The sequence below is a fragment of the Sphingomonas sp. NPDC079357 genome, from assembly GCF_044901155.1.
Lineage (GTDB): Bacteria > Pseudomonadota > Alphaproteobacteria > Sphingomonadales > Sphingomonadaceae > Sphingomonas.
On record NZ_JBJDOM010000001.1, the window covers coordinates 544,450 to 568,202 of the forward strand.

Here is a 23,753-nt window from a genome sequence, read left to right on the forward strand (position 1 = left end):
AGAAGCCGGTGCCGGTCGCGGTGCCGGTGAAGGACACGCCGCCCGCCGAGCTGCTCGCCTGCGCCGACCGCCCCGACGGCCTGCCCGAGGATCCGCAGCTCGTCGCGCAGATGCCGACCCGGCTGCGCGCCGGCGTGATCCGCCTCGCCCGCGCCTTCGCCACCGTCGCGGCGCGACTCGACCGGCTGATCGACTGGACCGCGCCCGGCACCTGCCCCCCGGAAAAGAAGGACCATCCGTGACCGCTTCCACCCTCGATCAGCGCCGCGCCGCGTGGCTGGCCTCGCTCGGTCGCGGCGACGGCCTTGAACGATGGCTTCTCAACCTCACGGCATCGAATACGCAGCGGTTCCGGGCAGCCGCCGCGCGCACTGATCGAAACGCGATAGTCGCGACGATCGGCCCCTCGACGACCTGCGGCCAGAGCCTCAACGGCGGCACGACGCTGATGACGGGATCATGGCCGATGCAGATGGCGGCGATGCTCGCGCGTCAGGGTGTGCCCGCTGGCGCTTCGAACATGTTCGGCGATCACGCTTGCTGGGCGACTCCCCAGACCGCCGCGAACTACATGGCTGGCGACACCCGCGTCGTGCTGACTGGCTCGGCCGCACCGGGACCGTTCACCACCGCCGGCGGGAACGGCTTTGCCATGAACGGCGCAGCGGGCAGCATCACCTTCACGCCCGTCACCAGCATCACGACATACGAGATCTGGTACCGCGATGGCGTCGGCCGGAACTGGTCGTGGTCGATCGACGGCGGGGCCGCCACGCAGGTCAGCGGCGCAGCAAGCCCCGGCCCCCGCCGCATCGTGGTACGGGCGGCCTCGGCCGGACCCCGGCCGATTACCCTGACGTGGGTGGCGGGCAACGTCCAGATCATCGGCATTTCCGGCTATGACGACACCGCCGGCCGGCGAGAGATCAGCGTCTACAACTGGGGGATCAGCGGCGCGCGTTCGGATCAGTTCCTCCAGAACAGCGATGCGACCGCCGGCCGGATGGCGATGTGGAGCGCGGTGGCCCCGGACCTGTCGATCCTCGACGACTGGGCAATCAACGACTGGCGTCAGGCGATTGCCCTCCCAGTGTTCAGATCCAACCTCGTGGCCGGCATCGCGCAGGGAAAGCTCTCGGGCGATGTCATCGTGACCACGCCGCTGTGGGACGCGGGCATCACCGGCAACACACCCCTGCAAAGCGACTATGCGGCGGCCACCATCGCCGCGGCGCTCGAAGCCGATGTGCCGGTCATCGATGTCCGCGCTGCGTGGCGCTCGTTCGCCATCGCCAATGGCCTCGGCTGGTACAGCGACACGGTGCACCCGACCTTGCTCGGTTATGCCACCAAGGCAGCGCTGGTCGGCGACGTGATCCGCCGCGTGTTGAACCTGTGGGCGCGGTGACGCGATGACCAAGCTCGACAGTCTCCGCGACCTGCTGCTGCGCGCGGTGCCGGCGCTCCGCACCAACCCGGAGACGCTGTCGATCTTCGTCGATCGCGGGCGGGTCGCCGCGCGCGCCGGCGCGTCGCTGTCGTTCGAATATCGCTACACCGCCAACCTCGTCGCGCAGGATTTCGCGGGCAGTCCCGACCAGATCGTCGTGCCGCTGCTGGCGTGGATCGCGCGCCATCAGCCCGAGCTGCTGGCGAAGCCGAACGGCGAGCCGATCGCCTTCGAGGCAGAGCTGCTCGACGCCGACACCACCGACCTGTCGCTGACGATCGAGCTGAGCGAGCGCGTGATCGTTGAGACGCTCGCCGATGGCGCGCGCCGCATCACCCACCTCGCCGACGATGCCGACATCGCCGACCGCTTCGACGGGCTGTCCGGCGTCAACCTGTGGCAGCTCTACCTCGACAACGAACTGGCCGCCGCCTCCCCGCAGCAGCCGCCACGATGAGCGACGGTCTCGACGCGATCGAGCGGCTGGCGAGCGCCTGCCTGCGCCGCCTCTCCGGCCCGGAGCGCCGCGAGCTGCTCCGCAGCCTCGCGCGCGACATCCGCCAGTCGCAGTCCGAGCGCATCGCCGCGCAACGCGCACCCGACGGCACGCCTTTCGCCCCGCGCAAGGCCCGCAAGCCCGAGCAGGGCGGCGGCTATACCGTCAAATTCCTCTACCCCAAGGGCGTCGCCGAGCCGCGGCTGGTCATCATGAAAAGCTGGGTCCGGCAAGGCCCGCTGCTCACCGGCTTCGACAGTGAGGCCGGCGCGATCCGCAGCTTCTTCTGGGACAAGATCGCCCGATGGCTCCCGGTCGACGGCCACGAAAGGGTCCGCGGCGGCAAGCTGCGGCGGCGCGGCACGATCAAGACGAAGGCGATGTTCCGCAAGCTCCGCACCGCCCGCTTTCTCAAGAGCGGTGCGACCGGCGACGAGGCGTGGGTCGGCTGGACTGGCGGCGCGGCGGCGATCGCGAGTGTCCATCAGGAGGGGGGAAGCGATCGGCCGGCCAAGAAGAGCAAGCCGGTGCGCTATGCGCGGCGTGTGCTGCTGGGGATCAGCAAAGCAGACCAAAGCGCACTATCAGCTCACATAGTTAAACAAATTGCCAATAAATATTCATTCAAGTAGAGGGAACAGGGTATATCCCTCTGCAACCATCCCGCCCCACCAGCCTTGCCCAAACCAGTGAAATGATTTATCAAAATATCGTCTTCTTCTTGGGGGAGGTAATAATGCTTTATGAATTTACTAGTCAGTCCTTCTTTGAGACACCTGTTTAAATTGGCATTTTTAAAAGCAGTATTGCCCCTTTCGCAACACGAATCTTTTCGATGAAAAGGTGTTAATTGCGTGAACCTTAAAATTAGAGCCCCTTTTTTCTTTATTGAAGATTTTCCTGAAGCTGAACAAAGACCCGTCCATTATATTATTTCAAATATTAGCAGTGCGATAGCGATTGTTGACCATTTCCAGCATTCACTCGAGTTGTTTATCGAGGCGAGAGCGCGGCGGGAAGTAGCCAGAAAATCACTTCATGCGATAACGCACACGCAAGACCGACGGCAATCTGAAGATCTGGAACTCTTATCTAAAAAGATGAAATCTTGGATCGAGATGTCTGCACGACAAGGCGCGATGCTTGCATATAGTTGCGAACAACTTCGTCAAAAGGATTCGAGCCTTTTTCCGCTGTGCCCCACGTTTTACAGTGGCGTTGACAAGGCTCTTCTTAAGGAAAGTCGCATCATATTTCAAAAGGCCTTCCCATCGATTGCAAAAGTACGCCTACCGGCTGCCCACCCTTTTGAGCATGGCTCCAGTCCGAAGGATGTAGATTCGCACGCAGCACAGGATCTGATCGAATTTCCTATACACGATGAGTATTTGGGCCTGCCAATGATCGACAGCAAAATATCAGTTTGTGGTGAGGAGCTACAGTATCACTCTACAGTTAAAGGTCAATTGGTAGGATACACTTTGTCTAAGAACACTTTAAAAATGCTATTCGAATCTGTCAGAACTTATGCTTTGGCTTTCGGCCAGCTAGATCACAGCGCTTGTGAATAACGATCAACTTATTTGGAGTTGGAGGTGCATAGATGAGCGGCGAGATGTCTCACATCGCAAATTGGCCATTGAATCCACACCATCCGCAATAATTATTTCCGAAGGGCTTAACCGCTAGAATCCCCCTCGCGCCACCAGATTACGGCACGGCGAGCACCGTCACCTAAACATCTATCTATTTCAAGCGCAGCTCGCTCCTAGCGAAATGAAGCCGCTTAACCATCAGCAGAACATTGTGTAACGCTCCCGCGCCTGAACAGGATCATTCCGCTTTTCGACGTTACGCAGAGAAAGGCACGACCCGCGACGGCGATGTAAGAGTCTTAAGCTTTGCGTGGGGAAAGCTTGTCTTTACAGTCGTGCAATCAAGCAAGATAATAGCTCAGCCCTCAAGGTTGTGGTAGAAACACCTCGCATCAGGCAGGCACCTCGACCATGAGCACCTTCATCATCCTTGGCATACTGAAATATGCCGGAATCTTGATATCGGGCATTTCCTCCGCTTGGGGCCTGCTGACAAAGACGACATTCGAAGATGAGAGGGGGCGAAAGCGGCTGACGGCGTCCGGGCAGATCGCCCTCATCATCACAATGGCGTCCTCGATAATCGGCGTATTAGCTTACGGCTTTGAAGGACTGGCACAAAGAGATGCCAAAGCCAGTGAAAAGATCGAGGCAGAAAATAGAGATCGTCTGGACAGAGAAGGCAAGGCTCGAGCCCGTGACGAACAACGCGCGCGCGATGCTGCTGAATGGCGCTATCGTCAGGAGCAGAGAGAGCAGGCACTTGCTCAAGCGAGGAAACAGGAAATGGCGATGCTTCTTGCCTTTTCCGAACAAAGAACCCGAGATAACATCATCGAGCGCCGCGTTTCAGAGGGGAACGCGAGAAGCCTGAGTCGAATGGAACAAACCATCTCCGAAGTTGGGCGCGTTGCATGGCCACTTCTGCCTGTCAGCTTTGGCGTATCGATGGCAGCACAGGTAAACTCCATAAAAGGTAATTTGGCACTAACAAACCTCAAATCTATTTCTCTTGATAGCGACCGTCCTTCAATTGGCAAAGGATCGCCCGCGTACGAGATTTTGCACGGCGACCCCACTTTGACGCCGTTATTCAAATATTATTTTAGTGTGATGATTTTTTCAAAAACTTCCGACGCTTTAAAATGCGTTAGCGCCATAAAATCTGGAGAGCAGTTTTGCTCCGCTGATTTTTCGTTTCGGAAGCAGGCCGAAATGATGACGGGCATGTTCAAGCGAGACGTTCAAGAAATTTACCTTCTGACGAAGCCAGTTTCGATATCCGCAGATAACATACAGTTCAGCAATAGAATGACATCGGTGGTGGACTTAAAAGGTTCTTCGCTGGTCGCTTTCTTTATGGATCCGTTAACGCCATCGGATTCCAAAAAGGAAGAGATAGTAGCAGTAAACAACGCTATTTCTGTCAGAAGCTTCAATCTGAGATTTAACGGAAAATCTATCTTCGTGTTCCCGATGAAGGAGCAGGAGTTTCGAACACCCAGCGGCACCTATGGGTTTATAGCTAAAAGATTTAGCGATCGCTAAGTGGGGTCAAAGGCAATGGCATTCCCTCCGGTGCGAGCGCCCTTACGCTAAGCCACGAAGTCGCTCTTTATCGCCTCCGACAGCTCGCAAGCCGCATCGCTATCACTGAACTGTGGAACGCCCATTCCACACCCAACGCCGCTGGCATCCTCATCCCCGCGCGCCACCAGATCGCGGCATGGCCGACACCGCCACCTACACCGCCGTCGATCTCTCGCGCCTCCCCGCCCCCAGCGTCGTGGAGCCGCTCAGCTATGAGCAGATCTACGCGGAGATGCTGGCGCGCCTGACGGCGCTGCTCCCGACGTTCGACGCCACGGTCGAAAGCGACCCGGCGGTGAAGCTGTTGCAGGTCTGCGCCTATCGCGAGTTCCTGCTCCGCGCCCGCGTCAACGATGCCGCGCGCGCGGTGATGCCGGCTTTCGCGATCGGTGCGGACCTCGACCAGCTCGCCGCGCTGGTCGGCGTCGCGCGGCTGCTGATCGACCCCGGCGACGCCACGCGCGGCATCGCGCCGACCTACGAGAGCGACGACGAGCTGCGCCGCCGGCTGGTGCTCGCCCCCGAAGGCTATTCGGTCGCGGGACCGGCGGGCGCGTACATCTTCCACGCGCTGTCCGCGCACCCCGACGTGCTCGACGCCAGCGCCACCAGCCCGACGCCGGGACAGGTCGTCGTCACCATCCTGTCGCGCGACGGCGACGGCACCGCCCCCGCCGCGCTCGTCGCCGCGGTCGGCGCGTATCTGTCCGCCGACACCCGCCGCCCGCTCACCGATCTGGTGCAGGTCCGCGCCGCGACGATCGTCCGCTACACGGTCGCCGCGACAATCACGACCTTTGGCGGCCCCGACCCCGCGATCGTCCTCAGGGAAGCCCGCACGCGGCTCGACGCCTATGTCGCGCGCTGCCACCGCATCGGGCTCGACGTCACCCGCTCGGGGATCTTCGGCGCGCTCCACGTCGAGGGCGTCCAGAACGTCGCGCTGGCGCAGCCCGCCGCCGACGTGGTGGTCGATCGCACCGCCGCGACCTGGTGCACCGCGATCACCCTCACCCCCGGCGGGGTCGGCGAATGACGCTGCTGCCCGCCAACGCCACCGCGCTCGAACGCGCGATCGAGGCGAGCGTCGCGCGGATCTCCGACGTGCCGGTGCCGCTGCGCCAGCTCGTCAATCCCGACACCTGCCCCGCCGATCAGCTCCCGTTCCTCGCCTGGGCGGTGTCGATCGACACCTGGGAGAGCGACTGGCCCGACGCGATCAAGCGCGCGCGCGTCCGCTCGGCGATCAGTATCCAGCGCCGCAAGGGCACCGTCGCGTCGTTGCGCGAGGTGATCGCCAGCTTCGGCGGCGCGGTCGCGGTGCGCGAATGGTGGCAGATGATTCCGCCCGGGCCGGCGCACACCTTCGCGCTGATCGTCAGCCTCGACGGGATCGTCCGCCCGGAGGCGACCGCCGCCTACGCCGAGGCGGTGATCGCCGAGGTGGAGCGCACCAAGCCCGCGCGCGCGCATTTCACCTTCAGCCAGGCGCTCTCCGCCACCGGCGCGCTCGGCCCGGTCGCCGCCGCGCGCCCGGCGCTCCACGCGCGCCTGTCGCTCGCCGCCTGAGGAACGCTTATGGCCCTGCAACTCGTCATCACCAACGCCGGCCGCGCCGCGATCGTCGATCAGGCGAAGGGCGGTTTCCGCGCGGTGCGGATCGACGCGGTCGGCGTCTCCCCGACGGCGATCAGCGCCGCAGCGACCGCGACCGCGCTGGCCGGCGAGGTGAAGCGGATCACCACGATCGCGGGCGACGCGACCGCGGCCGACGTCGTCCACCTGACCGTCAACGACGAGAGCAGCGACGGCTACACCGTCCGCTCGTTCGCGCTGTACCTGTCGGACGGGACGCTGTTCGCGCTCTACGGTCAGGCCGACCCGATCGTGCAGAAGTCGGCGCAGGCGCTGCTGCTGCTCGCGATCGATGTCGCCTTGTCGAACATCCCGGCTGCCCAGATCACCTTCGGCTCCGCCAATTTCATCAATCCGGCGGCGACGACCGAGCGCGCGGGCGTCGCCGAACTGGCGACCGACGCCGAGGTGGCGGCGGGCAAGGATACGCAGCGGATCGTCACGCCGGCCGCCGCGGCGAAGCTCTACGCGGCGCTGACGGGGGCGGGCTTCACCGGCGCGGTGACGGTCGGGGCCGCCGGGGTCGGGCGGGTCGCGCTCTCGCCGTCAGGGGGCGCCGCGGCCACCGGCGCTGTCGAGTTCATCCGATCGACCGGCGTTCGCGAGGGGTATATCGGCCTCGCCCCCTCCGGCGGCCAGATCCAGTTGCTGTCCGATAATGGCGCCGGCTTCAACGTCGCGGGCGGGCCGCTGACCCACGGCGGAGCGATCGTCTGGGACGCCGCCAACGATGGCGCGGGCTCCGGGCTCGACGCCGATCTGCTCGATGGCCGCCACGCCACCGACTTCGCGCTGCTGAGCGGTGCCGGCTTCACTGGCACGGTGACGGTCGGGGCAGCCTCGGTCGGTCGAGTCGCGCTTTACCAAGCCGGGGGAGCCGCCAACACCGGCTATCTCGCCTTCATTCGTTCGACTGGCGTCCGCGAGGGTTACATCGGCTTCGCCCCGACGGGGGGCCAGATTCAGTTGCTGTCCGAAAACGGTGCCGGCTTCAACGTCGCGGGCGGGCCGCTGACCCACGGCGGTGCGACCGTCTGGGATGCCGCCAACGACGGCGCGGGCTCTGGCCTCGACGCCGATCTGCTCGACGGGAAACACGGCACCGACTTCGCCGGCGACCGCGGCGCTGTCGCCAGCACGCAACTCAACACCGCGAAGACGCCGGGCTATTACCGCGTCAGCTATCCTAACTTCTCCGACACCCTGCTCGTCTGGCAAAGCGCGAGTTCGACCGGGACCGTTCAATTGGCAGCGGGCTTCACGGGGCGGCTGGAGTGGCGCAACTGCGTCGACGACAAGACGTGGAGCGCGTGGCGCACGATCTGGCACGCGGAAAACGACGGCGCGGGGTCCGGGCTCGACGCCGATCTGCTCGACGGCTGGCATCGCGACGACGTGCGCGACTGGGGCAACCTGCTCAACAGGCCGGCGACCTTCCCGCCCGCCGCGCACAGCCACGGTGCCGGCGACATCGCCGGCGCGTTCACCGGTTCGCTCGCGGCCAACGGCTACACCGTCCTGCCCAACGGGCTGATCCTGCAATGGCTGAACGTCTCGACACCCACCGGCGAGGTGGCGTTCGACGTCACCTGGCCGATCGCGTTCCCGAACGCCTGCCTCAACGTCGTCACCACGGCGCAGATCGCCGCCATCTCCAACCGCGCCGATGTCGGCTTCCAGCTGATCGGCGACCCCGGCCCGTCCGGCGCGACGATCATGCGCCAGTTCTACAGCGACTGGGCGACCTCGGTGACGATCGGCGCCCGCATCCTCGCGATCGGCTATTGAGAGACCTCCCGATGCCGCACCTCTTTTACAGCGCCGCGCGCAACGCTTTTCTCGACCGGCGCTTGCACCCCGACCTCCCCGAGGACGCGGTGCCGATCACCGCCGGGGATCACGCGCGGCTGCTCGCGGCGCAGGGCGAGGGAAAGATCATCCGGCCCGGCGACGACGGCCAGCCGACCGCGCGCCGTCCGTCCCGCAGCGGCGAGGCACTGCGCGCGCGGCTGATCGCCGCCACCAGGCGCGAGGCCGCGCGCCGGATCGAGGCGGTCGCGCCGCTCTGGCGTCAGCTCAACGACTGGCGCGAGCTGCCCTCCGCGCAGGGCGCGCGGCGCGCCGCGATCGAGCAGCGCGCCGCCACGATCGACGCGCTGCGCGCCGCGTCGAACCGGCTGGAGCAACGGCTCGCCGGGATGACCGCGCGTCAGCTCGCCAAGGCCGACATCGCCGCCGACCACCACTGGACGCAGGGAGACGCCGCATGAAGATCACGATCGGCGCCTACGACGCCACCACCCGCACCGTCGCGGTGACGTTCGAGCGCGACGCCGTCGAACATCGCCGCTCCGTCAACGCCTGCCACGATCCGCAGGGCGGCTACGACGCGATCGCGACCGCCGCACGCGTCGACGATGTCGCGCGCGGCGTCGCGCACAAGATCCGCGTCGGCGCGATCACCGCGCCCGTACCGGTGCAGGAGGCGGAGACCGATACCCGCCGCGACTGACACGAAATCGCCAACTTACAACGCCATGGCCGCGCCATGCGTACCCTCATCGCCGCCTGTGCCGCCGCCCTCGCCCTCTCACCCGCCCCCGCGCTCGCCTGGGGCAAGACCGGCCACCGCGTCGTCGCGCAGATCGCCGACGCGCACCTGAGCGGCAAGGCGCGCGCCGCGGTGAAGCGGGTCCTCGGCACCGAGACGATGGCCGAGGCGTCGAACTGGCCCGACTTCATGAAATCCGACCCGTCGCCCTTCTGGCAGAACACCGCGAGCGCCTGGCACTACGTGACGATCCCGGCCGGCAAGAGCTACGACCAGGTCGGTGCGCCGCCGGAAGGCGACGCGATCACCGCGCTGGACCGATTCAGCGCCACGCTGCGCGACCGCAAGGCGACGGCGGAGGACAGGCGCATGGCGCTGCGCTTCATCATCCACATCGCCGGCGACCTCGCCCAGCCGCTCCACAACGGCAACGGCACCGATCGCGGCGGCAACGACATGAAGGTGACGTGGTTCGGCAAGCCGACCAACCTGCACAGCGTCTGGGACTCGCTGCTGATCGACGACGAGCAGCTCTCGTTCACCGAGCTGGCGACGTGGCTGAACGCGCGCATCACCCCCGCCGAGGTGAAGGCGTGGTCGTCGCCCGACCCGGCGGTGTGGATGGCCGACAGCGTGACGGTGCGCGACCAGCTCTACCCGCCGGCCGCCGACGCGGCGCTCAGCTATCGGTACGTGTACGACAACACGCCGCGGCTTGAACGCCAGCTCGAAAAAGGCGGCCTGCGACTGGCGGCGTACCTCAACCGGCAATTTGGCTGACGCGATGGGACGAAGGCTAGTTCCGGCGGGCAGCCACTCGCAATGCGCCCACGCCGGAGCGATCGGGCAGGCGTTCAACGACATCGCCCTCGAAACACGGCGTCACGAGCAGGTGCGGGACGGCAAGCGCAGCAATCCCCGCGAAGAGCCCGCGCACGCCGCTGGGATCGAAACGTACCAGTAGCGCCGCCACGACGGATGCCAGGAGTACCGCCCCCGCGAACAGGGGCGCGACCGCAACCAGATACGAGGCGGTGCTGGAATAGCCCAGCCGGTCGCGCCGCTCCGCGGTCTGCGGAATCGCGTGCAGAACCAGAAAGCCGAGCGTAAAACCGATCAGCGGCGGTGGGATCAGCAGCGCCGTTACGCCGGCCGCGAGACGAAGGTCGCGTCGGTGCAACGCCAGCACCAGCAACGTAATCCCGGCGGCCCCGCCCGTCGCGGCAAGGATCGGCGTGCAGGTTGCCAGTGAAGACGATGACCCGCCTGCTGTTCCCAGCAGCGCGGCGTAGCTGGATGCGTGCAAGGTGGCCGGCGCGGCGATCAGCGCCACGCCGCGTGCGATCCGTTCGAACAGCGCGCCTCCCGGCGCATCCTCCAAGCCAAAATGAACGGCTGACGCGACAAGAAAAGCAGGCAAGGCAATGGCCGGGTCGTTGGTCCACCAAAGCAGCGTCGTGAGCGAGGCGATGCCATAAGCGATCAGGAACGGTCCTCGCCGATCAGCTTCGACGACGGCCAGATCGCCTGCCCCATGGGCCATTCCCACGACGCCGATACCCAGGATCGCGAAGGCTAGTTGCACAGGCACGGGCGCGAAGGCGGCCGCGACCGCCCCCGCTGTCAACAAGGCGACGCCGGGGTTCACGCTTGCCGGGCGTGATGGTTCAGCGCCCTCTCGAGGTTGCTGGCGGCGTAGAATGCGTAGGCCACCTTGGCGATGACATCCATGATCAGGATCGACCACACCGACATCGGATCGGTGATGATCTTCAGTCCCTCGGGTCCGATCAGGAAGACGACCGGGTAAAGGAACCAGATCACGGTCAGGAAGGTGACGTTCCTGACATAGGCAGCGCCCAGCGCACCGCCCCGCTCAACAGCCATCGCCCGGAGCGGGCCCCAGAGAAGATACAGCACGCCAAGAAATGCGACACACGACCACAGGTACCAGACCCATTTGACGACCGGTGCTTCAGCGAGCGACGACACCAGTCCCGTCACGATCATCAGCACGTCAAGCACGATGATGGAGGTGAGATACCCGCCAACCTCACCGGTTTTGCCACGTTCGTGGAAGGCGAGCAGCACCAGGCTGGACAGAAGGATGGGTGTCGTGACCGTCCAGTCCGCATAGCGGGCGAAGTAGGTGGCCGAGCCGTCTCCCTTCATGACGGTCCCGATTCCGAAGACCATCGCGAGATACGCCGTCGCCGCAATGAAGGGCACGGCTGCATGCAGAAGCGTGTGGTGATGCGACGGCGGCGTCTTCTTGCCAGTCGCGTAGATCGCCAGCGATGCAAGTGACATCACCGTGAACCCGATCATGAAGGCAGTTTGGTCCATTGCCGCATCCCTCTTCGGGAATGACCCGCTTGCCATACCCAGGGCCGCTAACGCAGGTCAGCAATGCTTGTGCCGGAAACAGAATGTTAAATTCGCGCAACGTAGCAGCCGATCCCTACCGCCGCGCTCCCATACCGTGGTTCGGCAAGCCGATCAGCCTGCACAGCGTCTGGGACTCGCTGCTGATCGACGACGAGCAGCTCTCGTTTTCCGAGGTGACGGCGTGGCTGAACGCCCGCGTCTGTCCCGCCGAGGTGAAAGCGTGGTCGTCGCCCGACCCGGTGGTGTGGATGGCCGACAGTGTGACGGTGCGCGACCAGCTCTACCCGCCGGCCGCCGACGCGGCGCTCAGCTATCGGTATGTGTACGACAACAGGCCGCGGCTGGAACGCCAGCTCGAAAAGGGCGGTCTGCGACTGGCGGCATACCTTAACCGACATTTTGGCTAACGCGATGTGGGGGGGTGTGCTATCGCCCAATAGCCGACATTCGCCTTTGCTGCCATCAGGGAGCATATGGCCAGATCCCTTGTGCTCATCGCCGCCGCGTTGCTGTGCGGCTGCAACCCGACCGACAATGCGATGGGCGCCTCACGGGCGAAAGCGTCTGCGACCTATGCGTCTATTCCGCTCGATAAGTCGGACGGCATATTGAACGGCTATTCCGTGCGGGTGCCTCGAGAAGGTGACATCCTCTGGAATGGGCAACCTGTCGGCACAGCGGCCCTGAACGACTACCTTCAGCAGTTCGCTCGCTTGCCCGCTTCTGCCGGTCGGCTGTTTATAGCGTTCGAGCCCGGCGTAGCGCAGCATCGAGCTCAGCAAGTGCGTCACCAGGTGGTTGCCAGCGGCTTGTGCGACCAGCACCGCTGCGCAAAGGTCGGCTGGGGCGTAAAGAGGCCACTTGTGAACTGACCGCTGACGCCCAACTACAGACAATCAAGTCTCACGAGCAGTTCTCGCAGAACATCGCAACGACGTAGATGATGACAAGGATCGGCACGAGCAGGACGGCCAGGCGGCTCCACCCGAGCGCTTTGTAAAGGGGGCTGGGTGGGTCGCTCCAGCGCGGCGGGCCATCGTCCTCGTGCTCGTCGTTCATCGCGTGACGATAGCGGCATCGTCGACAGGCACAGCGGCCGCTAACCACCACAATGCGGCATTTGGCGGACTGCGGCGGAGGAACCCTCCGCCTTGGTACCTAATCGCCCTCGGCTTACGACCGTTTGAGGCTGATTGTACCCGCTGAATACCCTTGATGACGAGCGTCGCAGCCCTCGGCGATCAGCGTCGCGCGACGGTGACAATCATGCTTTGTCAGCTCAGGAGCCGTTGGTAAGAATCGCGTTTGGAGAATTAGGTATGCGCCGGATTAATCCGCTATTTGCCTCGGCGATGGTTGCCCTATCGTTCTGCTCCCACGCCGCCGAGGCGCAACTTCCCCCGCCTCCGCCGCCAAATTTCCCCGATTACGTGCACCTTCTTGAGAGCGCATATAACAGCCACGACGTCGGCGCTTACGGAAAATTGTTTGCTCCCGATCTTAAGGTGTTTAAAGATGGCTCACTCGTCGCCTCCGATCTGGCAGCCTATTTGTCGCAAATCAAAGGCGAGTTTAAGCGCAATCTACATATGTCCGTGCACTCGTGGGCGCAGGGATCGCAGTTACTCATGTTTCAAGAGATGAACGGCTGCATTTCCGAGGCTTCTACTCCGCAGATCGGTAGACACAGCTGCACTTGGTCCATGGCCGTCAGATACGACCTAGGAAACGATCACAAGATTGTATCCGTCCATATCCTTGAAGCTGATGGAACTTGGAATATCCATCCTGGATCGCAGTGAGGGGGCTCACTCCTCGACCGGTTACTCCAGCGTGCTGACGTCCCGCCTGGCATCTCGCAGCCCCTTCTGATTGAGACCGAGGCGGAGATACCCTCCGCCTCGGTCACCTTTCCCCTTCCCCGGAGGAGGCTAACGGCCTCGATGGTACCCGCTGAATACCCGAGCTCCACTTCGCTTCGCTTACAGATCGACCGCTGAAGGATCGAGGCGGAGGCGTCCACCGCCGCGTCGTAAAATATGCTCTTGATGGCTGAGTTCAGCGATCATGTCGGTACCCTTTTGGTGCCCCTTACACACCGATTCATGGGCCAGGCGCGCTGCAGCGAATGGTAATCGGACGGACTTGATCCGATTAGCCTGATCGACTAGGGCGCTCACAGCTCTTGGGGAGTAGCCACCCGTACCGGGGCAATCGTCAACATACTCGATCCTCCCGATCGTGGCGATTGCAGCAGCCAATGCGCTGCCAGGCGAGACCAACGACACCGCTGTTCCGCTCGGGCCGGGAGGAGTGCGTGTCGTTTGGTTGATGGCCCAAGGTAGACACGCAAATGCCAGGTATTTTCACGCTGGGCGCCCTTGGCGCCAGCCTGTCCGTCGACGCCTTCGCTGCGGCGCTGAGCAAGGGAGCGGAGCAGCCCAAGGTACGATGGAGCGATGCAGTACGCGTCGGACTCGTCTTCGGCTTCTTCGAAGCGCTCACACCAGCGATCGGGTGGCTACTCGGCTATCTCGTAAATGATTGGATCGCCGACTGGGATCACTGGGTCGCCTTTTTCCTTCTGCTCGGTATTGGCGGACACATGGTGCTTCAAGCGCTCCGAGGCGGCGAAAAGCCTGCGGAGCTCAGCGTGGCAGCCGGGCAGAAGCCAAACTATGTGCGGCTTTCCCTCACGGCGATTGCAACCAGCATCGACGCCGCGGCCGTCGGTGTGACGCTGGCTTTAATGGACGTAAACATTTGGATCGCCTGCCTGGTGATCGGCGGCACAACCAGCTTCGTAGCCACCGGGGGCGTGCTTCTCGGCAAGCGCGTAGGAAGCTATCTCGGAAACTACGCTACCGTCATCGGCGGGATCGTGCTGGCCGTGATCGGAAGCTCGATCCTCTACCAGCATCTTACGGCGTAGGATCTCGTCGCCGGCTGACGACATCAACACGACCAGCGAGGCGGAGGAGGCCTCCGCCTCAGTCGATCCGTGGGCATTGAGGCGGAGGCGTCCTCCGCCTTGGTGAGGGATTTCGCATCCTCATTGGGAGTGAAAGGGCGGGTTCTACCCGTCTGATACCCGCATGGCGCCAAGCGCGTCGGCCGCTCCGTGATCCTGACGGCCCCCGCGGTCCGCTTGATTGAGGGCGCATGATATGGCTTCCTTGCCTTTCCGACGGGACTGAAAGCCGGTGCAGCTCTGGTGCATCGGACGAAAGAGGAGGGGTCTATAATGATAGCCTTAAGACGTCTGTTGCCCGTCGTCGCTGCTTTCTGCGCGGTATCACCTAATATCGCATGGGCTGGCCAAGCCCCTGTCGCGACTGGCGGATCGCAGGTGAAGGCGGTCCAAATAGTGTCAGAACCCGGTGTTCGCCTAGCTGCCGAACTTATCGTCCCTGCAGACGCGAAATTGCCTGTTCCGGCGGTACTTCTTTTGGGAGGTGGCGGTCCGTCACCGCACGGCATCTATCCATTGTTGGAAGCGAAGCTTCACGCGAAAGGAATTGCGACGCTGAGCTTTGACAAGCGAGGGGTGGGCGCGTCAACGGGCACCTTCATCGACGCGATGACGCCGATGACGGACGATGCACGCGCGGCTCTCGCCTACCTGAAATCGCGCCAAAACCTGATTGATACAGGTCGAATTGCCATTCTGGGACTGAGTCAGGGAGGAGTTATCGCAGCCGCTTTGGCGGCCGAGGACCCGACTGTCGCTGCCATCGTGACGCTGGCAGCGCCGGCGGGGCAGCGTGGCACGATGTTCCTGGATTCGATGCGCGAGAAATTGATGGCAGCCGGGATGGACCGTACAGCGTCCGATCGTGTCGTCAGCGCCACTCGAATTTACCTCGACGCCCTGACAACCGGAGGCGCGCCGAACGCGATTAGATCCTTGCGGGTGGAGCTCGTCAAAGCATTCGTACAGGGAGGGTGGAAGCGTGAGCTGGCTGAGGGCGCGGTGCAGACCTTGTCGCAGCCAGCAACAAGCTCACTCTACACCGTCGCTGCCTCAGACGTACTTTCGAAAATCCGCGTTCCAGTCTTGGCGATGTATGCGGCAGACGACACAGTGGTTTCAAGTGCGCTCAGCATACCCGAGGCGCGTCGTGCACTAAGCAAGAACAAGGATGCTACAATCGTTAAGATGCCCGACGTTGAACATGGCTTCAAACCTCTGAGCTATACGACCGAGGGTAAAAAGGAATATCGGGGTTGGCCGATCTCTGATGCGGCTTCTCTCAACCTCATCGATTCGTGGCTTCCTCAACATCTACTTCGGACAGTGAAATAGAGTCACTTTCCAGCCTGGAATGAGTGAACTTGGCTCACAATCATGAAGGTCCGCCAGCACCAATGTGGAGATTGAGGCGGAGGAGACCTCCGCCTCGGTCACATCCTGCCCCTTCAGACGGGAACGGACTGGGACCGATTGTACCCGCCTGATACCCACACGCATTTGTCCGCTAATGCCCAGAACTAGCCGCTCCTCAGCGATGTTAGCTTGCCCGATAGCTGCGTCTCGTTCACGTGATGCGAGAGCCTGAGGTGCACATGTCCATATCCGACGAAAACGCCGCCATCCTGAGCGGCATAGAGGCCGATGGGGGCAATCTGGGCTCGCCGCGCAGGGTAGACTTCGCGCACGTCTTTCCGGAACGCAGGGCTGCCGCCGGCTTCGCTAAGGCGGCGACCCGCGATGGCTTCCATGTCGGTATCGAAGAGGTCGACCGGGAAAACCGCCGCTGGGACGTGATCGCCTCAAAGACCATGATTCCGTCAGCCGAGAACATTACCTCGGTCGAAGAGCGTCTAGGAGGAATGGCTCAAGAGCATGGCGGCATTCCAGATGGTTGGGGTTTTGAACGGATCTGAAGATTGAGGGTTCGCTTCTAGCCTTTTCGATCCGAAGGCGGTCGGACTGCTCACCACCAAAACCTGATCATTCCGCGTGCCCCTGCCACGCCTTCCCGCCCCAAAAACCTACCGACACCCACCCATCCCGTACCGCCGCCAGTAGCGGTCCCACCTGACCGCCGCCCCCGCAGCCACCGCCGCGCACGATAACGACCGCCCATCCGGCAACCGGCACCGGGCGACCACGCGCTCGTAGCTCCGGTCGACGGGCTGGCAGACGAGCCGCTTGCCCAGCGCCAGCCGCGCCACGATCTGCTGGCTTCGCCGCGCCGCGCGGTCATCACAGTCGTAGGTGCGCCGTTGCGCCGCCGGTCGGTGGCACGGCGCCGCGCTTTCGAAATCGGGTGCCTGCACCCCGGCGATGCGGATCTTCTCGCCCGATCGACACCACAGCGGGCCATCGCCGTCGTGGACGTGGACGACGTGGCAGATCAGCGACGGAGGCGGTGCGGCGGTCATCCCGACGCCATGTCACCAAAGTGATGTTCCCGCAATGTTCTTGCGAATCACGCAATGATCGGCGTAGCTTGGCGCATCGCCGATCCGTGGCGCATCGACATCAAAGGAGCCTTGGCATGGAGCACGACCTCCTGCTGCGTGCGGCGGCGCGCGCGATCTACGACGCCTGCTATCCGAGCGACGACTGGTCGCCGACCGGTTTCGACGAAGCGGAGCGATGCGCGACGGTGCATTACCGTCAGGCGGTCGACGCCGCGCTTCAGGCGCGCGCGGTGCTGCTGGTGCGCGGCGAGCAATTGCCGTTGCCGGCGCTCGCGTAATCCTCGGATGTGGTCGGCCAGCCCAAGACGCTCTATGATGTCCGCAAAATTCACGGGTCGATCAGCCTCACCTGCCACGCGTGCGGAACGAGCAAGGTCCACGATCTCGAGGAGCTGATCCGCGAGCGCAGCTTCCAGCGCCAGTCGCTGGAATGGCAGGTGTTCCTGCACGACGCCTGGTGCTGGAAATGCTCGCCCGAGCGCACGGCCGTGAAGGTTGCGATCATCCCGTTCGGCGGCAACGATCGCGAGCTGCGCGCGCGCCGCGCCGACACGTTGGTCATCAATCTCGCGCTGACCGTGCTGAAGGATGCCGCGTGCCGCGTGAGCCAGCAGGACCCGGCGACCCCGGCCGTGCGGCTGGCGCTGCGCGTGCTGCGGCCGTACCTCGCCGATCGCACGCTGCTGGTGCGTTTCTGGGAGGAGATCGTGTCCGCGAAGACGAACCCAGCGCACGAAACGCACTTCGCGCACGGCTGGATCGTCGCCGCGCTGCTGAAACGCGGCCACGCGATCTGGGCGGAGTTTCGACTCCCGACACCCAAATGACCTGAGCCGATCGAGCATCCCGCTCGTCCTGTGGAATGTCGTTCCCACAGTGACGGGTCCGCGCCCCGGCGCACCCGCGGCGGCATGGTCCGGCACCGTGACCGCCCTTTCCGACCCGCGCCGCCTCGCCGGCAATCTGATCCAGCTCGGCACGATCGATCACGTCGATCTCGCCGCGGCGACGTGCCGCGTGCGCGTCGGCGCGATCGAGACCGGCGACCTGCCCTGGCTCGCCCCCCGCGCCGGCGCGACGCGCGTCTGGTCCGCGCCGACCGTCGGCGAGCAATGCGTGCTGCTCTGCCCGGAGGGCGACATGGAAGGCGGGATCGTCCTGCCCGGCCTGTTTTCCGACGCCAACCCCGCCCCCGCCAGCACCGCGCCCGAGCTGATCCGCTTCGGCGACGGGGCCGAGCTGTCCTACGACGCCGCCGGCGCCGGGCTGAAGCTGACGCTGCCCGGCGGGCGTGCGCTGACGATCGTCGCGCCGGCCGGGATCAGCCTCAAGGGGCCGATCACGATCGACGGCAAGCTCGACTGCACCGACACCGTCACCGCCGCGACCGATGTCGTGGCCGGCGGCAAGAGCCTGAAGGCGCATGTCCACACCAAGGTGCAGGCCGGCGCGGCGGTGTCGGGTCCGCCGCAATGATCGGGATGGACGCCAGCACCGGCAAGCCGCTCGGCGGCGAGGATCACCTGCGCCAGTCGGTGACGGACATACTGTCGACCCCGCTCGGCGCGCGCGTCGCGCGGCGGGAATACGGCTCGCTGCTCCCCGAACTGCTCGACCAGCCGATGAACGCGCTCGGCCGGATGCGACTGATCGCGGCGACCGCGCTGGCGCTCGCGCGCTGGGAGCCGCGGCTGCGCGTCACCGCGGTCGCGGTCCAGCCCGCCGCGACCGGCGCGGTCACGCTGACGATCGACGCGGCCCGCACCGACGGGCCCGCGCCCAACGCCCGCACCCGCCTGCTCGTCCCCCTCGCCCGCTCCGCCTGAAGGAACCGCTTATGCACGGCATCACGATCACCGAAGTCAATCAGGGCGCCCGCGCGCTCGTCCGCGTCGCCACCGCCGTGATCGGGCTGGTCGCGACCGCCACCGCGCCCGCCGGCGATCAGGCCGCGAAACTCGACGCCGCCTTCCCGCTCAACCGACCGGTGCTGATCGCCAATCTCGACGCCGCGATCGGCGTCGCCGGCACCGGCGGGACGCTGCGCCCCGCGCTTCAGGCGATCGTCGATCAGGTGCGCGCGCCGGTGATCGTCGTGCGCGTCGCGACCGGCGCGGATGCGGCCGGCACCACCGCCAACGTGATTGGCGGCACCGTCAACGGGCTCAAGACCGGGTTGCAGGCGCTGCTCGCCGCCGAGGCGCAGCTCGGCATCCGCCCGCGCATCCTCGGCTGCCCCGGCCTCGACGGCGCCGCCGTCACCGCCGCGCTGGTGACGGTCGCCGACAAGCTGCGCGGCTTCGCCTATGCGGCGGCCGGGGGCGCGGACATCACCGCCGCGATCGGCAACCGCGCCAACTTCTCGTCGCGCCGCCTGATGCTGCTCTACCCCGATTTCGTCGCCTTCGACGCGGTCACGGCGGCGAACGCGACCAGCTTCGCGGTGGCGCGCGCGCTCGGGCTGCGCGCGAAGATCGATCAGGAAACCGGCTGGCACAAGACGATCAGCAACGTGCCGGTCGAGGGCGTGCTGGGGCTGACCAAGGACATCGGCTTCGACGTGATGGACGCCGGCTGCGAGGCGAACCTGCTCAACGACAAGCAGATTACCGCGCTGATCCGCACGCCGGCCGGCTATCGCTTCTGGGGCAACCGCACCACCGCGCCGGCCGGCGACCTGTTCAGCTTCGAATCGACCGCGCGCACCGCCGACGTGGTGATGGACACGATCGTCGGCGGGCTGCTGTGGGCGATCGACAAGCCGCTGCGCCCGTCGCTGGTCAAGGACATCGTCGAGACGATCAACGGCGGGCTGCGCCAGATGAAGGCCGAGGGCCGGATCGTCGACGGCCGCGCGTGGTTCGAGCAGAAGCCGGGCAAGAACGACACCGCCTTCCTGTCGGCGGGCAAGCTGGCGATCGACTACGACTACACGCCGGTCCCGCCGCTCGAAAACCTCACGCTGACCCAGCGCATCACCGACAGCTACCTCGCGGATTTCGCGGCGGGGCTGGCGGCCTGACGCGCGCGATCCTCCCTCCCCCCGATCAACGGAGCTGACCCATGGCGTTGCCCGCGCTGCTCAAGAACATGAACCTTTTCAACGAAGGCCAGAGCTGGCTCGGCGAGGTGTCCGCCGTCACCATCCCGACGCTCACCCGCAAGCTCGACGACTATCGCGGCGGCGGGATGGACGGCCCAATCAAATACGACATGGGTGGCGAGGCGCTCGAACAGGAAGCGACCTACGGCGGGCCGATGCGCGCGATCCTGCGCCAGTTCGGGCACACGTCGGCGAACGGCATCTACCAGCGCTTCGTCGGCTTCTACCAGGACGATTCGACCGGCCGCACCGCCACGATCGAAATCACGACGCGCGGTCGCCACGAGGAAATGGAGTTCGGCGACCAGAAGCCCGGCGAGCCCGGCGAGTTCAAGGTCAAGTCCGCGCTCACCTACTACCGGCTCGACTGGGACGGCGTCACCGAAATCGAGATCGACCGGCTCAACATGCTGTTCCTCGTCGGCGGGGTCGATCGCCTCGCCGAGCAGCGCGCCGCGCTCCTTTGATCCCCCCGCGCGGGGCTTCCCCTGCCCCGCGCCCCCTCGGCCGGCGCGCGCTCCGCGCCGGCCGCTTTCTCGAACCGGAGAGACCGATGACCGAACAGGCCCGCGCCCCCGCGACCAGCGCCGCCAGCTTCACGCTCGACGGCCCCGTCACCCTCAACGGTGCCGAGGTGATCGCCGCCGGCACCGAGATCCGCGTCCGCAAGCCGATGTCGGGCGAGCTGCGCGGCCTCACCGTCAACGCGCTGCTCAATTGCGATGTCACCGCGCTACTGACGATCGCGCCGCGCATCACCACGCCGGTCATCCCCAAGGGGGCCGAGCTGGACCCGGCCGACCTCACCCAGCTCGGCGGCGAGGTGATGGATTTTTTGCTGCCGAAGGCGGCGAAAGCGGCCTTGCCGACGACGTAGACGAGGTGATGGCGGACGTGGCGACCGTCTTCCACTGGCCGCCCGCCGCGATGGACCCGATGCCGCTGGCCGAGCTGATGCGCTGGCACGCGCGCGCGCTCGCCCGCTTCAAGGCGATGTACCCTCCCGGCAAGGCGCGCTGACCGCATGGACCGCAACCTCCGCATCCGCATGCTGCTCGAAGCGGGCGACCGCTTTTCCAAGCCGTTGCGCGATCTCGCCACCGGCGGGCGCACCGCCGACGCGGCGCTGAAGGGCGCGCGCGACCGGCTGCGCGAGATCGAGCGCACGCAGGCGAACGTCGGTGCCTTTCGCCAGCTCAAGACCGACTCGCTCGCCACCGGGCGGGCGCTCGACGCGGCGAAGGCCAGGGTCGGCGACCTGTCGCGCGCGATGGCGCAAACCGAAACCCCGACGCGCGCGATGGCGCGCGATCTGGACCGCGCGCGGCGCGAGGTCGCGAGCCTGACGCGCCAGCACGAGAGCGAGGAGGTTCGGCTCCAGGAGTTGCGCAGCGCGCTGCGCGCCGCCGGCGTCGCGACAGCTGATCTCGCCCGCCACGACCGCGAACTGCGCGCCGCGAAGGAGGGCGCCAACCGCGCGCTGGAGGAGCAGCTTTCCCGCACCGAGCGGCTGGCGGATCGCCAGCGCCGCCTCGGCGCCGCCCGCGCGCGGTTCGGGCGGACGCAGGAGATGGCCGGCAACATCGCCGGCGCCGGGGCGGGCGCGATCGCCGGCGGCGTCGCGGTCGGCGCTGGCCTGTGGGATGGCGTGAAGGCCGCGCAGACGTTCGAGTCGGTGATGACCGATATCGCGCAAAAGGCCGATCTGAGCCGGGTGCAGGCGGCGCGGATGGGCAAGGAACTGCTCGGGGCGGCCCGCGCCGCCAACCAGCTCCCCGAGGATCTGCAAAGCGGCGTCGACGTGCTGGCGGGGTTCGGGCTGAAGCCGGACCAGGCGGTCAGGATGATGAAGCCGATCGGGCGCGCGGCGACCGCCTACAAGGCCGAGATCGCCGACCTCTCCGCCGCCGCCTTTGCCGCCAACGACAATCTGAAGGTGCCGGTCGAGCAGACCGCGCGCGTGATCGACGTGATGGCGGCGGCCGGCAAGGCGGGCGCGTTCGAGATCAAGGATATGGCGGGCGCGTTCCCGGCGCTCACCGCCGGCTATCAGGCGCTGGGGCAGACCGGCGTCGGCGCGGTCGCCGACCTGTCCGCCGCGCTCCAGATCGCGCGCAAGGGCGCGGGCGACAGCGCGACCGCCGCCAACAACGTCGCCAATCTGATCCAGAAGATTTCCTCGCCCGCGACGGTCAAATCGTTCGCCAAGCTGGGCGTCGATCTGCCCGCCGCGCTGAAGAAGGCGTATCAGGACGGCAAGACCCCGCTCGAGGCGATTGCCGAGCTGACCCAGAAGGCAACCGGCGGCGACCTGAGCAAGCTCGGCAATCTGTTCGAGGATTCGCAGGTGCTGGGCGCGCTGCGGCCGCTGATCCAGAACCTCAAGGAATACCGCCGCATCCGCGCCGAGGCGTTCAGCGCGAAGGGCGTCACCGATCGCGACTTCGCCGAGCGGATGAAGGACGGCGCCGAGCAGACCAAGGCGCTGACGGTCAACGCCAGGGTATTGGCGGTCAATCTCGGCACGCTGCTGCTGCCCGCGGTGAACGGCGTGACCGCGAGGCTGGCCGCGCTGACCGGCTGGGTCGCCAGCGCCGCGGACCGCCACCCGTTGCTCGCCAAGGGCGCCGCAGTCGCCGCGGCCGGGCTGGCGACGCTGATGGTGACGTTCGGCGTGCTGGCGATCGGCGCGGCGGCGATCCTCGGGCCGATCGGGCTCGCCAACGCCGGGCTGGTCGCGATGGGCGTCGCCGGCGGGGCGGCGTCGATCGGGCTGTTTCCGATCATCGCCACCGTCGCCGCGGTCGTCGCCGGCCTCGCCGTGCTGGCCGGTGCCGCTTACCTGATCTACCAGCATTGGGGCGCGATCAGCGGCTTTTTCACGGGCCTCTGGGCGAGCGTGAAGGGTGCCTTCGCCGGCGCCGGCTCCTTCATCATGGACTGGGGTCCGCGCGTCGGGCGCTTCCTGATGGACGGGCTGCTGACGATGCTCAGCCCCGACCGGCTGGTCGCGCGCGTCCTCCAGCTCGGCCGCGCGGCGATCGGCGCGTTCAAGGGCGTCCTCGGCATCCATTCGCCCAGCCGCGTCTTCGCGAGGCTGGGCGGATTTATGATGGCCGGGCTTGATCGCGGGCTCGACGATGGCGCGCGCAAGCCGCTGGCCAGCGTCCGCCGCGTCGCGGGCGCGCTGGCCGGCTCCTTCGCCGCCGGAACCGCGATTGCCGCGCCGGGTCTCGATCTGGAGGCGCGTGGTGCTGACGCGCGTGAGGCGCTGTCGCGCGGCACGGGCGCGCTAGCGGCGTTTCGCGCGGTCGAGCGCGACGACGGCGGGTCGCGCCCGGCTCCCGCCCCCGCTGCTCCGGCCGAATATCATTTCCACATCGCGCAAGCGCCCGGCCAGTCCGCCGACGATCTCGCCAACGCGATCCGCCGCGAGATCGAACGCCTCGACCGCAAGCGCGCCGCCGACCGGCGCGCCACCTTCCGCGACGATCCCGATGGAGCCGACCTGTGAA

31 protein-coding genes and 1 riboswitch are annotated in these 23,753 nt (G+C 65.7%); of the genes, 27 read left to right on the forward strand and 4 right to left on the reverse strand.

The features are described from left to right. Positions 1-8: 8 nt before the first annotated feature. The 12 genes from ACI2JO_RS02475 (at position 9) to ACI2JO_RS02530 (ending at position 10,097) form a co-directional block, all read left to right on the forward strand. Positions 9-242, forward strand: a complete 234-nt coding sequence (locus ACI2JO_RS02475) for a hypothetical protein (protein WP_404719164.1) — start codon at positions 9-11, stop codon at positions 240-242. After that, on the forward strand, positions 239-1,408 hold the full coding sequence (locus ACI2JO_RS02480; protein ID WP_404719165.1) for an SGNH/GDSL hydrolase family protein: 1,170 nt from the start codon (positions 239-241) through the stop codon (positions 1,406-1,408). The genes ACI2JO_RS02475 and ACI2JO_RS02480 overlap by 4 nt, the downstream gene beginning before the upstream one ends. A 4-nt stretch (positions 1,409-1,412) precedes the next feature. Continuing rightward, positions 1,413-1,907 carry a phage tail protein gene (locus tag ACI2JO_RS02485; protein ID WP_404719166.1) on the forward strand — a complete coding sequence of 165 codons (495 nt, stop codon included), beginning with the start codon at positions 1,413-1,415 and terminating at the stop codon, positions 1,905-1,907. Next, positions 1,904-2,578, forward strand: coding sequence for a phage virion morphogenesis protein (locus tag ACI2JO_RS02490; RefSeq protein WP_404719167.1), 675 nt, complete (start codon positions 1,904-1,906; stop codon positions 2,576-2,578). The genes ACI2JO_RS02485 and ACI2JO_RS02490 overlap by 4 nt, the downstream gene beginning before the upstream one ends. A gap of 222 nt (positions 2,579-2,800) precedes the next feature. Next, complete coding sequence (locus ACI2JO_RS02495; RefSeq protein ID WP_404719168.1) at positions 2,801-3,517, forward strand: hypothetical protein; 717 nt, start codon at positions 2,801-2,803, stop codon at positions 3,515-3,517. Positions 3,518-3,952: 435 nt separating this feature from the next. Further along, complete coding sequence (locus ACI2JO_RS02500; protein ID WP_404719169.1) at positions 3,953-5,089, forward strand: MAP7 domain-containing protein; 1,137 nt, start codon at positions 3,953-3,955, stop codon at positions 5,087-5,089. A 178-nt stretch (positions 5,090-5,267) separates the two neighbouring features. Further along, on the forward strand, positions 5,268-6,167 hold the full coding sequence (locus ACI2JO_RS02505) for a baseplate J/gp47 family protein (protein ID WP_404719170.1): 900 nt from the start codon (positions 5,268-5,270) through the stop codon (positions 6,165-6,167). After that, entirely contained in the window at positions 6,164-6,700 is a 537-nt protein-coding gene (locus tag ACI2JO_RS02510) for a phage tail protein I (protein ID WP_404719171.1), read from the forward strand. Before ACI2JO_RS02505 ends, ACI2JO_RS02510 begins: the two co-directional genes overlap by 4 nt. A 9-nt stretch (positions 6,701-6,709) precedes the next feature. After that, the gene (locus ACI2JO_RS02515) at positions 6,710-8,554 is read left to right on the forward strand and encodes a gp53-like domain-containing protein (RefSeq protein WP_404719172.1); all 1,845 of its coding nucleotides are present in this window, start codon (positions 6,710-6,712) and stop codon (positions 8,552-8,554) included. Positions 8,555-8,565: 11 nt separating this feature from the next. Beyond that, on the forward strand, positions 8,566-9,036 hold the full coding sequence (locus ACI2JO_RS02520) for a hypothetical protein (RefSeq protein ID WP_404719173.1): 471 nt from the start codon (positions 8,566-8,568) through the stop codon (positions 9,034-9,036). Further along, on the forward strand, positions 9,033-9,278 hold the full coding sequence (locus tag ACI2JO_RS02525) for a hypothetical protein (protein WP_404719174.1): 246 nt from the start codon (positions 9,033-9,035) through the stop codon (positions 9,276-9,278). Before ACI2JO_RS02520 ends, ACI2JO_RS02525 begins: the two co-directional genes overlap by 4 nt. Positions 9,279-9,314: 36 nt before the next feature. Next, a complete protein-coding gene (locus ACI2JO_RS02530; RefSeq protein ID WP_404719175.1) occupies positions 9,315-10,097 on the forward strand; it encodes a S1/P1 nuclease in 783 nt (260 codons plus the stop codon). Between the two features lie 16 nt (positions 10,098-10,113). Here ACI2JO_RS02530 and ACI2JO_RS02535 read toward each other — a convergent pair whose 3' ends face one another. Together ACI2JO_RS02535 and ACI2JO_RS02540 are read right to left on the reverse strand one after the other, a co-directional pair. Then, positions 10,114-10,965: a Brp/Blh family beta-carotene 15,15'-dioxygenase gene (locus ACI2JO_RS02535; protein WP_404719176.1), complete on the reverse strand. Its 852-nt coding sequence runs from the start codon at positions 10,963-10,965 to the stop codon at positions 10,114-10,116. Beyond that, entirely contained in the window at positions 10,962-11,663 is a 702-nt protein-coding gene (locus tag ACI2JO_RS02540) for a bacteriorhodopsin (protein WP_404719177.1), read from the reverse strand. Before ACI2JO_RS02540 ends, ACI2JO_RS02535 begins: the two co-directional genes overlap by 4 nt. Before the next feature lie 83 nt (positions 11,664-11,746). Here ACI2JO_RS02540 and ACI2JO_RS02545 point away from each other — a divergent pair, with 83 nt between their 5' ends. After that, the gene (locus ACI2JO_RS02545; protein WP_404719178.1) at positions 11,747-12,112 is read left to right on the forward strand and encodes a S1/P1 nuclease; all 366 of its coding nucleotides are present in this window, start codon (positions 11,747-11,749) and stop codon (positions 12,110-12,112) included. An 81-nt stretch (positions 12,113-12,193) separates the two neighbouring features. Next, positions 12,194-12,577, forward strand: coding sequence for a hypothetical protein (locus ACI2JO_RS02550; RefSeq protein WP_404719179.1), 384 nt, complete (start codon positions 12,194-12,196; stop codon positions 12,575-12,577). Positions 12,578-12,608: 31 nt separating this feature from the next. Here ACI2JO_RS02550 and ACI2JO_RS02555 read toward each other — a convergent pair whose 3' ends face one another. Further along, positions 12,609-12,764, reverse strand: a complete 156-nt coding sequence (locus tag ACI2JO_RS02555; protein WP_404719180.1) for a hypothetical protein — start codon at positions 12,762-12,764, stop codon at positions 12,609-12,611. Positions 12,765-12,898: 134 nt separating this feature from the next. Between ACI2JO_RS02555 and ACI2JO_RS02560 the strand changes: the two genes are divergently transcribed. The 4 genes from ACI2JO_RS02560 to ACI2JO_RS02575 all read left to right on the forward strand — a co-directional run bounded on the left by ACI2JO_RS02560 (position 12,899) and on the right by ACI2JO_RS02575 (position 16,592). Further along, entirely contained in the window at positions 12,899-13,507 is a 609-nt protein-coding gene (locus ACI2JO_RS02560) for a hypothetical protein (protein WP_404719181.1), read from the forward strand. 373 nt (positions 13,508-13,880) lie between these two features. Continuing rightward, a riboswitch (yybP-ykoY riboswitch) is annotated at positions 13,881-14,047 on the forward strand. Positions 14,048-14,058: 11 nt separating this feature from the next. Beyond that, the gene (locus ACI2JO_RS02565; RefSeq protein WP_404719182.1) at positions 14,059-14,637 is read left to right on the forward strand and encodes a manganese efflux pump MntP family protein; all 579 of its coding nucleotides are present in this window, start codon (positions 14,059-14,061) and stop codon (positions 14,635-14,637) included. A gap of 417 nt (positions 14,638-15,054) precedes the next feature. Beyond that, positions 15,055-16,011, forward strand: coding sequence for an alpha/beta hydrolase (locus ACI2JO_RS02570; protein WP_404719183.1), 957 nt, complete (start codon positions 15,055-15,057; stop codon positions 16,009-16,011). Positions 16,012-16,271: 260 nt separating this feature from the next. Then, positions 16,272-16,592 (forward strand): ribonuclease E inhibitor RraB, encoded by a 321-nt coding sequence (locus tag ACI2JO_RS02575; protein ID WP_404719184.1) that lies wholly within the window; start codon positions 16,272-16,274, stop codon positions 16,590-16,592. A gap of 108 nt (positions 16,593-16,700) precedes the next feature. Here the strand turns inward: ACI2JO_RS02575 and ACI2JO_RS02580 are convergent, their stop codons facing one another. Beyond that, positions 16,701-17,093 (reverse strand): thermonuclease family protein, encoded by a 393-nt coding sequence (locus ACI2JO_RS02580; RefSeq protein ID WP_404719185.1) that lies wholly within the window; start codon positions 17,091-17,093, stop codon positions 16,701-16,703. A gap of 116 nt (positions 17,094-17,209) precedes the next feature. Here ACI2JO_RS02580 and ACI2JO_RS02585 point away from each other — a divergent pair, with 116 nt between their 5' ends. The 9 genes from ACI2JO_RS02585 (at position 17,210) to ACI2JO_RS02625 (ending at position 23,752) form a co-directional block, all read left to right on the forward strand. Next, complete coding sequence (locus ACI2JO_RS02585) at positions 17,210-17,413, forward strand: hypothetical protein (RefSeq protein WP_404719186.1); 204 nt, start codon at positions 17,210-17,212, stop codon at positions 17,411-17,413. Between the two features lie 9 nt (positions 17,414-17,422). After that, entirely contained in the window at positions 17,423-17,962 is a 540-nt protein-coding gene (locus ACI2JO_RS02590) for a hypothetical protein (RefSeq protein WP_404719187.1), read from the forward strand. A 49-nt stretch (positions 17,963-18,011) separates the two neighbouring features. Further along, positions 18,012-18,611, forward strand: coding sequence for a phage baseplate assembly protein V (locus tag ACI2JO_RS02595; RefSeq protein WP_404719188.1), 600 nt, complete (start codon positions 18,012-18,014; stop codon positions 18,609-18,611). Next, positions 18,608-18,961: a GPW/gp25 family protein gene (locus ACI2JO_RS02600; protein WP_404719189.1), complete on the forward strand. Its 354-nt coding sequence runs from the start codon at positions 18,608-18,610 to the stop codon at positions 18,959-18,961. Before ACI2JO_RS02595 ends, ACI2JO_RS02600 begins: the two co-directional genes overlap by 4 nt. Positions 18,962-18,972: 11 nt before the next feature. Next, positions 18,973-20,157: a phage tail sheath subtilisin-like domain-containing protein gene (locus ACI2JO_RS02605; protein WP_404719190.1), complete on the forward strand. Its 1,185-nt coding sequence runs from the start codon at positions 18,973-18,975 to the stop codon at positions 20,155-20,157. A 41-nt stretch (positions 20,158-20,198) separates the two neighbouring features. Further along, on the forward strand, positions 20,199-20,705 hold the full coding sequence (locus tag ACI2JO_RS02610; protein WP_404719191.1) for a phage major tail tube protein: 507 nt from the start codon (positions 20,199-20,201) through the stop codon (positions 20,703-20,705). A gap of 86 nt (positions 20,706-20,791) precedes the next feature. Further along, on the forward strand, positions 20,792-21,115 hold the full coding sequence (locus tag ACI2JO_RS02615) for a phage tail assembly protein (protein WP_404719192.1): 324 nt from the start codon (positions 20,792-20,794) through the stop codon (positions 21,113-21,115). A gap of 8 nt (positions 21,116-21,123) precedes the next feature. Then, positions 21,124-21,258 (forward strand): GpE family phage tail protein, encoded by a 135-nt coding sequence (locus ACI2JO_RS02620; RefSeq protein ID WP_404719193.1) that lies wholly within the window; start codon positions 21,124-21,126, stop codon positions 21,256-21,258. Between the two features lie 4 nt (positions 21,259-21,262). Then, the gene (locus ACI2JO_RS02625; RefSeq protein ID WP_404719194.1) at positions 21,263-23,752 is read left to right on the forward strand and encodes a phage tail tape measure protein; all 2,490 of its coding nucleotides are present in this window, start codon (positions 21,263-21,265) and stop codon (positions 23,750-23,752) included. Position 23,753 lies beyond the last annotated feature (1 nt).